Source organism: Shewanella sp. SG41-4 (assembly GCF_014164505.1).
Lineage (GTDB): Bacteria > Pseudomonadota > Gammaproteobacteria > Enterobacterales > Shewanellaceae > Shewanella.
Window position 1 is genome coordinate 1 of record NZ_JACJFI010000607.1, and the last position, 1,288, is coordinate 1,288.

At 33.9% G+C, this 1,288-nt stretch carries 3 protein-coding genes; all 3 read left to right on the top strand.

Translation table 11 applies throughout. The features are described from left to right. Nucleotides 1-442, top strand: a 442-nt coding sequence (locus tag H5202_RS22610; RefSeq protein ID WP_182773994.1) for a hypothetical protein, incomplete at its 5' end; no start/stop codon positions are given. Further along, nucleotides 409-666, top strand: a complete 258-nt coding sequence (locus H5202_RS22615) for a hypothetical protein (RefSeq protein ID WP_182773995.1) — start codon at nt 409-411, stop codon at nt 664-666. The genes H5202_RS22610 and H5202_RS22615, both read left to right, overlap by 34 nt. 34 nt (nt 667-700) lie before the next feature. After that, nucleotides 701-1,288, top strand: a 588-nt coding sequence (locus H5202_RS22620) for a DUF2971 domain-containing protein (protein WP_182773996.1), incomplete at its 3' end; no start/stop codon positions are given.

Here is a 1,288-nt window from a genome sequence, read left to right on the forward strand (position 1 = left end):
TTTTGATAAAAGTTTTGAAATTGCTCGATATGGTGATGTTGCGGATATTTCTGATACGGCGGAGTCTATAGTAGAAGGTTCCGATGTGAAAATTGTTGGTTATAAAAAACATGACACTGCACCGAAATATAAATTAAGCAATGGGAAGGAACTTAGCGAAAAGCAGCTGGACATGCTAAAAGAACTCCTAAAAAAATTAAATAATAACGCCGAACTTTTACCTTTGCTTTCAGAAATGGTAATAACTAAAGATACTTTTGAAGGTAATTATATAATCTCAGCTAGAGGGGAAAACCTATCTTCACCATATAAAATTAGAGCAGTTGTTAACGGGGTCAGTAATAAAGTCTCTTTCTACTACGAAATACGATATTTTGTGATAACTGGATTTTTGCTGAAAGATATACAATGGCAATTGACAGCTTTAAGACTGATACAGTAGTTGCAAGCTTTAACCGTGATAATTTTGGTCGTAATGTTTTTGAACAGACTATTTCCCCTATGAATTCAGAGTCTTGGGATTTGGCGTTGAAAGTGTCAAATTCAACTAGCTCGGCAATCAGATTTTATGGAAAACGTAATTCAGATAAGATTTTGAGCGAAATAGATAAGAAAGATATATCTAAAATGATCGAGTTACATAACTTATTGAATTTGATGAATTGAAAGCATATTTAAGATTTTTTATGAGGGTTTAGCTTTGATAGTATATAAATATGTCCCTTTTGATTCTGCTGAGAAAATTATAAGCCAATCCTCAATAGGTTTTAGTGGAATGCGTTTTCTTAATGACCCATTCGAAGGTGGTTATATTAATGCAGACGAACGTTTGCGTTCAAGGCTAAACTCAAAATATGCAGTGCTTTCTTTTACACGGCAACCCTTAAACTCTTTAATGTGGGCTCATTACGGTGACTCACATCAAGGTGTTGTGCTTGAGATAGATGCAGAGAAAGCGGGTTTATGTAATACAGATACATGTCTTATACCTGCTCAGTATGGTGATGTAATTTACACGTCTAATAAGCCTATTGAAGAGATAAGCCTGTCTTATTCAAATGATTTACGTAATTATTTAACGGCTATAAAATTCTCTCATGATTGTTATGAGTTTTACAAATTAGCTTTTCTACATAAATCTTTAGATTGGGCATATGAAGAGGAAGTTAGAGTTGTAAAAAGTATTGGCGGATACCCTGATGGAGAACAAGTTTTTGGTGAATATAATGTGGGTTCAGATGTATTTAATCGCACAAATATAGGAAGTAAGGATAAAGAAAGACCCTTG

Coding starts and splice junctions, on each gene's coding strand:
- H5202_RS22615 (WP_182773995.1), top strand. CDS start 409: ATGGCAATTGACAGCTTTAAGACTGATACAGTAGTTGCAAGCTTTAAC.